The sequence below is a fragment of the Janthinobacterium sp. CG_23.3 genome (assembly GCF_046115965.1).
Classification (GTDB): domain Bacteria; phylum Pseudomonadota; class Gammaproteobacteria; order Burkholderiales; family Burkholderiaceae_D; genus Janthinobacterium.
On the sequence record NZ_JBJXIB010000181.1, the window covers coordinates 1 to 8,106 of the forward strand.

Consider the following 8,106-nt stretch of genomic DNA (forward strand, 5'->3'; position numbering starts at 1 on the left):
AGGGGAAGGGGCACGGCTCTTTGGAAAGGTGTGCGAGGGTTGGGTGGAGCGTGGGAAGGGGTCGGTAGGGGTGTGAGCGTGTTCGGGTTGTGGTCCCGCCGCGCACCGCATCAAGGGCGCCGCCGCCACGCTCAGCGCGCAGGCGCTGGCGCAGGCGGCCGAAACGCTGGAACTGCAGGCGCGCCGGCGCGAACCGGCGGCCATGCCGGCGGCGCTGGCCCTGCTGGCCGCCGAGGCGGCCGCGCTGGCCGCCGAACTGGTGTCTTATTGTGGAGATGGGCTATGAAGATCTTGATCGCCGACGACGATCCAATGTCGCTGCTGTACCTGCAGGACGCGCTGCAAGACTGGGGCTACGAGGTCGTCGCCGTGCCGGACGGGCGCAGCGCGCAGGCGATCCTGAGCGGCGCCGACGCGCCGATGCTGGCCATCCTCGACTGGATGATGCCGGGCATGGACGGCATCGACCTGTGCCGCATGATCCGCGGCAACGGCAACGACAGCTACACCTACGTGATCATGCTGACCTCGCGCACCGAAACGGCGTTTATCGTCGAGGCCATGACGGCCGGCGCGGACGACTTCGTCAGCAAGCCCTTCCACGTCGAGGAACTCGAAGTGCGGGTGCGCGCCGGCAAGCGCATCTGCGAGCTGGAACAGCAACTGCGCCTGCGCGCCAGCCACGACGCGCTCACCGGCATCTACAACCGCGGCGCCATCATCGACCTGCTGCAAAAGGCGCTGGCGCGGCAACGGCGCGAGCGCGCCGGCATCGCCCTGGTGTTCGCCGACCTCGACCACTTCAAGCGCATCAACGACGAATACGGCCACCTGGCCGGCGACGCCGTGCTGTGCGAGGTGAGCCGGCGCATGGCGCGCATGCTGCGCCCGTACGACTCGCTGGGCCGCTACGGCGGCGAAGAGTTGATGGTGGTGCTGCCGGCCTGCGGCGACGACGGCGCGCTCGAAGTGGCCGAGCGCATCCGCAAAGCCGTCTGCGGCGCGCCCGTCGCGACCGACTTCGGCGCGCTGCCGGTATCGGTCAGCATCGGCGTGGCCGTGCTGGCGCCAGGCGCCGACGCCACCCTGAACCAGCTGATCCAGTGCGCCGACCAGGCGCTGTACGCGGCCAAGAACGGCGGGCGCAACCGCGTTGTGCTGGCGCCGTGAATCGCCCCCTGGCGGCGGCCGCGCATGCGCTCCGGTCAGCGGGCCGGCAACGCCGCAACCAAGCCGCGGCAAGGAAGCGGGGTCCGCCCCCCGCGGTCCGGCCCCCGCCTTACGCCCCGGGTTTTAAATAATTCGACGTCGAAGCCGTCCAATTGAACGGCACGGCGCCGCCGCCGATGGCGCGCAAGCACCCCTTGTCGTTTATAATTTCGGCATATCGCAGGCCGGCGCCGACTCTGAGGCGCCGATCAGCCCGCCCACCGATTCATTACGCTTTTGCTGAATGCGACCCATTATGTCCACTATCCGTATCAATACCCCCGAAGACATCGAAGGCATGCGCGTGGCCGGCAAACTCGGCGCCGAAGTGCTCGACTACATCACCCCCTTCGTCAAGGTCGGCGTCACCACGGGCGAACTGGACCGCCTGTGCCACGAGTACATGGTCAACGTCCAGGGCACCATCCCGGCGCCGCTGAACTACTGCCCGCCCGGCTACACCCCCTACCCGAAGGCGATCTGCACCTCGGTCAACGACGTCATCTGCCACGGCATCCCGGGCGACAAGGTCTTGAAGAACGGCGACGTCGTCAACCTCGACATCACCGTCATCAAGGACGGCTACCACGGCGACAACAGCCGCATGTACTTCATCGGCACGCCGTCGATCCTGGCCAAGCGCCTGTCGGAAATCACCTTCGAGTGCATGTGGCTGGGCATCGCCAAGATCAAGCCGGGCGCCCACCTGGGCGACATCGGCCACGCCATCCAGCAGCACGCCGAAAAGGCCGGCTACTCGGTGGTGCGCGAATTTTGCGGGCACGGCATCGGCAAGGTCTTCCACGAGGAGCCGCAGGTCTTGCATTACGGGCGCCCCGGCACGCTCGAGCGCCTCGAAGCGGGCATGATCTTCACGGTCGAGCCGATGATTAACGCCGGCCGCCGCGACATCCGCGAAATGGGCGACGGCTGGACCATCAAAACCAAGGACCGCAGCCTGTCGGCGCAGTGGGAACACACCGTGCTCGTCACCGAGACCGGCTACGAGGTGCTGACGGTGTCGCCGCTGATGCCGGCGCCGCCGGCGATCATCGCCGCGCCGGCCGCCGGCGACGCCGCCGCCTAAGCCGCGGATGCCCGCCGCCGCGATGAAGCAGCAACTGCGCGAACAGCTCAAGCGCCAGTTGAAAGCCGAGCGCCAACTGGTCGTCGCCGGCTTCGCCGAGGACGGCAAGCCGGAGAAGCTGCTGCGCCGGCTGCGCCAGAGCGTCGACGCGGTGCTGGCCAGCGCCTGGCACGAGGCCGGCCTGCCGGCCGACACCGCGCTGGTCGGGGTCGGCGGCTACGGCCGCGGCGAGCTGTTCCCGTATTCCGACGTCGACCTGCTGATCCTGCTGGCGCACGCGCCCGACGCCGCCGCCCAGGAGCGCCTGGAGGGCCTGGTGCAACTGCTGTGGGACCTGGGCCTGGAAATCGGCCACAGCATCCGCACCGTCGACGAGTGCATGAGCGAGTCGCGCGCCGACATCACCGTCCAGACCAGCCTGCTGGAGGCGCGCCTGGTGTGCGGCGACGCCAGCCTGTTCGCCGAAATGCAGCGGCGCTACCAGGACGCGCTCGACCCGCAGGCGTTTTTCCACGCCAAGACGGCCGAGATGCGCCAGCGCCACGCCAAGTACGAGGACACCGCCTTCAGCCTGGAGCCGAACTGCAAGGAAAGCCCGGGCGGCCTGCGCGACCTGCAGGTGATCCTGTGGGTGGCCAAGGCGGCCGGGCTGGCCAGTTCGTGGCGCACGCTGGCCACCGGCGGCCTGATCACCCAGACCGAGGCGCGCCAGTTGATGGAGAAGGAACGCGCCTTCAAGGACATCCGCGTGCGCCTGCACCTGCACGCCGGCCGGCGCGAGGACCGCCTGGTGTTCGACGTGCAGACCGCCATCGCCGAGTCGGTCGGCCTGCAAGCCACCGGCAGCGGCGCGCACATGCGCCGCGCCAGCGAGTACCTGATGCAGCGCTACTACTGGGCCGCCAAGACGGTGACCCAGCTCAACACCATCCTGCTGCAAAACATCGAGAGCCGCCTGTTCGACCAGGGCGGCGAGGCGGTCGCCATCAACCCGCGCTTCAACGAGGTCAACGGCCTGATCGATATCGCCGCCGACGACACCTTCGTGCACAACCCGTCGGCGATGCTGGAAATCTTCCTGTTGATGACCGAGCACCCGGAACTCAAGGGCATGACCGCGCGCGCCACCCGCGCGCTGTGGCACGAGCGCTTCAAGATCGACACCGCGTTCCGCCAGAACCCGGCCAACCGCGCGCTGTTCCTGCGCATCCTGCAGGCGCCGGTGGGCATCATCCACGCGCTGCGGCGCATGAACGACCTGAGCGTGCTGGGACGCTACCTGCCGAACTTCCGCCGCATCGTCGGCCAGATGCAGCACGACCTGTTCCACGTGTACACGGTGGACCAGCACATCCTGATGGTGGTGCGCAACATGCGCCGCTTCACGATGCCCGAGCACGCCCACGAATACCCGTTTTGCAGCCAGCTGATGGCCAATTTCGCCCAACCCTGGCTGCTGTACGTCGGCGCGCTGTTCCACGACATCGCCAAGGGCCGCGGCGGCGACCACTCCAAGCTCGGCACCGTCGACGCCGCCCAGTTCTGCCAGGAGCACGGCATCGACGCCGAAGACAGCGAACTGGTGGTGTTCCTGGTCGAGAACCACCTGGCCATGTCGCACGTGGCGCAAAAGCAGGACCTGTCCGACCCCGACGTCATCGCCGCCTTCGCCAAGAGCGTGCGCGACGAGCGCCACCTGACGGCGCTGTACCTGCTGACGGTGGCCGACATCCGCGGCACCAGCCCGAAGGTGTGGAACGCCTGGAAGGGCAAGCTGCTCGAAGACCTGTACCGCATCACCTTGCGCGTGCTGGGCGGCGAGCCGCACTCGGCCGACCGCGAGCTGAAGAACCGCCAGCAGGAGGCGCTGGCCACGCTGCGCCTGTACGGGCTGCCGCCGGACGCCCACGAGGCGCTGTGGCGCCAGCTCGACGTCGCCTACTTCCTGCGCCACGACGCCTCCGACATCGTCTGGCAGACGCGTTCGCTGTACGACCGCCTGAACAGCGGCAAGCCGGTCGTCAAATGCCGCCTGGCGCCGATCGGCGAGGGTTTGCAGGTGGCCGTCTACACGGCCGACCGGCCCGACCTGTTCGCGCGCATCTGCAGCTATTTCGACCGCAAGAACTTCAGCATCCTCGACGCCAAAATCCACACCACCCGGCACGGCTACGCGCTCGACACCTTCCTAGTCACCGAGCAGAGCTTCGCCAAGAGCTACCGCGACATCATCAGCCTGATCGAGCACGAGCTGGGCGAACTGCTGCAGTCGCAGGCGCCGCTGCCGCCGCCCGGCAAGGGCCGCCTGTCGCGCCTGTCGCGCACCTTCCCGATCCAACCGACGGTCGACCTGCGCCCGGACGAACGCGGCCAGTACTACCTGCTGTCGGTGGCGGCCAACGACCGCACCGGCCTGCTGTACGCGATCGCCAACGTGCTCACCAAGTACCGCATCAACCTGCACACGGCGAAGATCATGACGCTGGGCGAGCGCGTCGAGGACGTCTTCCTGGTCGACGGCGCCACGCTGAACAACGCCCGCAACCAGATTTTGCTGGAAACCGATTTACTCGACGCGCTCAAGGTTTGAGCCGTCCCGCCCTTTGCCCTATTGACTGAACTGAAACAGAACCATGACCGAAGAATTATTACGCCTCTCCAAACGCATGTCCGAACTGGGCTTGTCCTCGCGCCGCGAAGCCGACGAATGGATCGCCCGCGGCTGGGTACGGGTCGACGGCAAGGTGGTCTCCGAGCTCGGTAGCAAGGTCTACCCGAGCCAGCGCGTCACCGTCGAACGCCAGGCCGCGGCCGAGCAATCGAAGCGCGTCACCGTGTTGATCAACAAGCCGATGGGCTATGTCAGCGGCCAGGCCGAGGACGGCTACACGCCGGCCATCGCCCTGATCAACGCCGAGAACCGCTGGGCCGAATGCAAGGCCGCCGAGCAGTTCCACCCGACCCAGTTGCGCAGCCTGGTGGCCGCCGGCCGCCTCGACATCGACTCGGTCGGCCTGTTGGTGCTGACCCAGGACGGGCGCGTGGCCAAGCAATTGATCGGCCACGACACCGACATCGACAAGGAATACCTGGTGCGGGTCGAATATCCGAAGGGCGGGCGCCTGCCCGACGCCGACCTGAAGCGCCTGAACCATGGCCTGTGGCTCGACGGCAAGGCGCTGCTGCCGGCCAAGGTGCGCTGGCAAAACGACGACCAGCTCAGCTTCACGCTGCGCGAAGGCAAGAAGCGGCAGATCCGCCGCATGTGCGAAGCGGTCGGGCTGAAGGTGGTCGGCTTGAAACGGGTGCGCATCGGCCGCGTCAAGCTGGGCGACCTGCCCACCGGCCAATGGCGCTACCTCGGCGCCGACGAGCAGTTTTAAGGGCTTATTCGCGCCGGGTTTGCGCCGCCCCCTGCCGGGACCGGCCCGGCCCGGCTTTGCCGCTGTACAATTTGACGGTTCTGCCGCATGATGTCGTACAGTTTCAAATTGCCGTACAGCAAGGAAAAAGCGCGTGTCGCCCGCACCGAAGTCTGGAATGATTAAAGAGATAAGCTGTCGTGAACGATTTAACCCCGAATCCCCTGCGCAAGGGTCCGCCGAGCCTGTCGGACGCCATCGAACCCATCGCGCCCGGCGCCAAGCCGCACCACATGACCGACCCCTGGGATATCGGCGAGACGCTGACGCGGCTGGCCGAAAGCGGCGATGCGGTGACGATCTACCCGAACGACAGCAGCGTGGCGCTGATGGCGCGCATCCTGTCGGTCGACGAGGAATTGCCGCATTTCGTGATCGAACTCAACGACGGCGCCTGCCTGCCGCCGGGCGCGGCCGTCTTTGTCGCCCTGACCCAGAGCGCCAAGCTGCAGTTCACGCTCAGCTCCGGCTGGGTCAGTCTGGCGGACCAGCCGACGCTGCTGCCGGCCGATTTCCCCGAACAATGCCTGGTGTTGGAGCGGCGCGAGTCGCCCCGGCTGGAGGCGCCGCTGGGCGCCTACCACCTGGCCGCGTTCGTGCTGGAGGGCCGGCCCTATGAATTGCAGGTGTACGACTTCTCGGTCGGCGGCGTTGGCATGCGCGCGCGCAAGCGCGACACCATCGGCCTGTACGTCGGGCGCAAGCTGTCGCGCGTGCGCCTGGAACTGGGACCGGAAAAGGTCATGATCGCCGACCTGGAAATCCGCCTGTCGCGCGGCTTCCGCTCCTTCCTGCTGGGCGAGCAGGTGCAGATCGGCTGCCGCTTCCTGAACCTGTCGGCGGCGATGCAGGACGAGCTGGCGCAGTTGCTGATCCACCTGGGCAGCGGCCGCAAGCGCGGCTAAGGCGACGCCGGCGGACCTTCAGGTCACAGCGGCGCACCCCGCGCGCGCCGTGCCGGATTGAGCATAATCAAACCTGACCGGCCCAAGCTGCGTAATATCAAAGCAGCACCTCAGCGACAGCCGGCGGGCGCCATCTGCACCAAGGCGCTTTTTTCCATCAGGTTCAGCCCCCTCCCCTTCATGAAAACCCATTTACTCGCCTTTGCGGTTGCGGCCACGCTATCCCTCGTCGGCTTCAACGCCCGTGGCGCCGGGTTCGCACTGGCCGCAACAGGTTTCACCAGAAGTATTCCCATGCCGCGCGACAGCGCCGCCAGCAACTCCGACAACCGCCTCTACTCGCTCTACGTTCCCAGCAGTTACCGTGCGGGCGCCCGCGTGCCGCTCGTCGTCAGCCTGCACGGCTGCCGCCAGTCCGACCTGGCGATGCTGGAAAAAAGCCGCATGCACGAAGTGGCCGAGGCCGAAGGCTTCATCGTGCTGTACCCGTTCGTCAATACCAACGCCGACGGCACCGGCCCGAACGACGATGACCTGCGCAACCCGAATTGCTGGGGCTACTGGATGGCGCGCGAGCGCCAGCGCGGCAATGGCGAGGTACACGACATCAAGCGCATGGTCGACAAGGTCACGCGGGAATTCAGCATCGATCCCGGGCGCGTGCACATCACCGGCGTTTCCTCCGGCGCCGCGATGGCGAACATCGCGCAAGTGGCTTACCCGGACGTGTTCGCCTCCGCCGTCTTCGTCGAGGGCATTGCGTACAATGAAACGACCCAGACTTATACCGGCCAGCAAGACTGCGCAACCGTGTTGCGCAGTCCGCAAACGTCGTGGAACCGCGACGCCGCCGCGATCGTCGCCGACATGCGCCGGGAAATGGGCAAAAGCGTGCTGCGCCAGGCGCCGGTGATGGTGGTGCACAATGCCAAGGATTGCACCGTGCCCATCAGCGTCGGCATGAACCTGGTCAAGACCTGGGCCAATTTGCTGGCCGCCGACGGCAAGGCGATCGACACCAGCGCGCCGAACGAGGCGCCGCTGGCCTCGAACACCGACGGCTTGGCGTGGACGCACAGCAAATACGGCCGGGGCGCGAACAATCTCAGCCTGCTGGAAACCTTCCTCATCGACGCCACCAGCGAGCAGGTCGCCGCCGCCGGCGTGGTGGCGTTGGCGCACGACCCGTATGCGCCGGACAGCGACGTCGCGCTGCGGGAAGAGCGCCTGCGCGGCCACTGGTGGGCCGGCGGAGAACGCGGCCCCTGGATCATCGACAAAGGCCCGAACCTGGCGCGCGTGGCGTGGAACTTCTTCAAGACGCACCCGATGCAAGGCCAATCCATCCCCGCCAGCGGCAGCTGGCGCCAGATCACCGACCCAAGCCAGCTAGGAGTCTGCGCGGCAGACAATTCTTGCGCTGACCATGTGACGCGCTTCTTGCCTGCGTCGATGGCGATTCACTTTCGCACTCGAAAGTGGA

At 67.0% G+C, this 8,106-nt stretch carries 7 protein-coding genes; all 7 read left to right on the top strand.

The annotated features are described in order from the left end of the window. The first annotated feature begins 109 nt into the window (after window positions 1-109). Window positions 110-286 carry a hypothetical protein gene (locus ACFDR9_RS25950; RefSeq protein WP_409032843.1) on the top strand — a complete coding sequence of 59 codons (177 nt, stop codon included), beginning with the start codon at window positions 110-112 and terminating at the stop codon, window positions 284-286. Beyond that, entirely contained in the window at window positions 283-1,170 is an 888-nt protein-coding gene (locus ACFDR9_RS25955) for a GGDEF domain-containing protein (protein WP_409032840.1), read from the top strand. Before ACFDR9_RS25950 ends, ACFDR9_RS25955 begins: the two co-directional genes overlap by 4 nt. A gap of 295 nt (window positions 1,171-1,465) precedes the next feature. Next, window positions 1,466-2,296 (top strand): type I methionyl aminopeptidase, encoded by an 831-nt coding sequence (map, locus tag ACFDR9_RS25960; protein ID WP_017875142.1) that lies wholly within the window; start codon window positions 1,466-1,468, stop codon window positions 2,294-2,296. Window positions 2,297-2,303: 7 nt separating this feature from the next. Further along, window positions 2,304-4,886 (top strand): [protein-PII] uridylyltransferase, encoded by a 2,583-nt coding sequence (locus tag ACFDR9_RS25965; protein ID WP_409032841.1) that lies wholly within the window; start codon window positions 2,304-2,306, stop codon window positions 4,884-4,886. Between the two features lie 43 nt (window positions 4,887-4,929). Beyond that, complete coding sequence (locus ACFDR9_RS25970; protein ID WP_026132501.1) at window positions 4,930-5,679, top strand: pseudouridine synthase; 750 nt, start codon at window positions 4,930-4,932, stop codon at window positions 5,677-5,679. 179 nt (window positions 5,680-5,858) lie between these two features. Continuing rightward, a complete protein-coding gene (locus ACFDR9_RS25975; protein ID WP_017875139.1) occupies window positions 5,859-6,623 on the top strand; it encodes a flagellar brake protein in 765 nt (254 codons plus the stop codon). 294 nt (window positions 6,624-6,917) lie between these two features. After that, on the top strand, window positions 6,918-8,106 hold a 1,189-nt coding region (locus tag ACFDR9_RS25980; RefSeq protein WP_409032842.1), incomplete at its 3' end, for an alpha/beta hydrolase family esterase.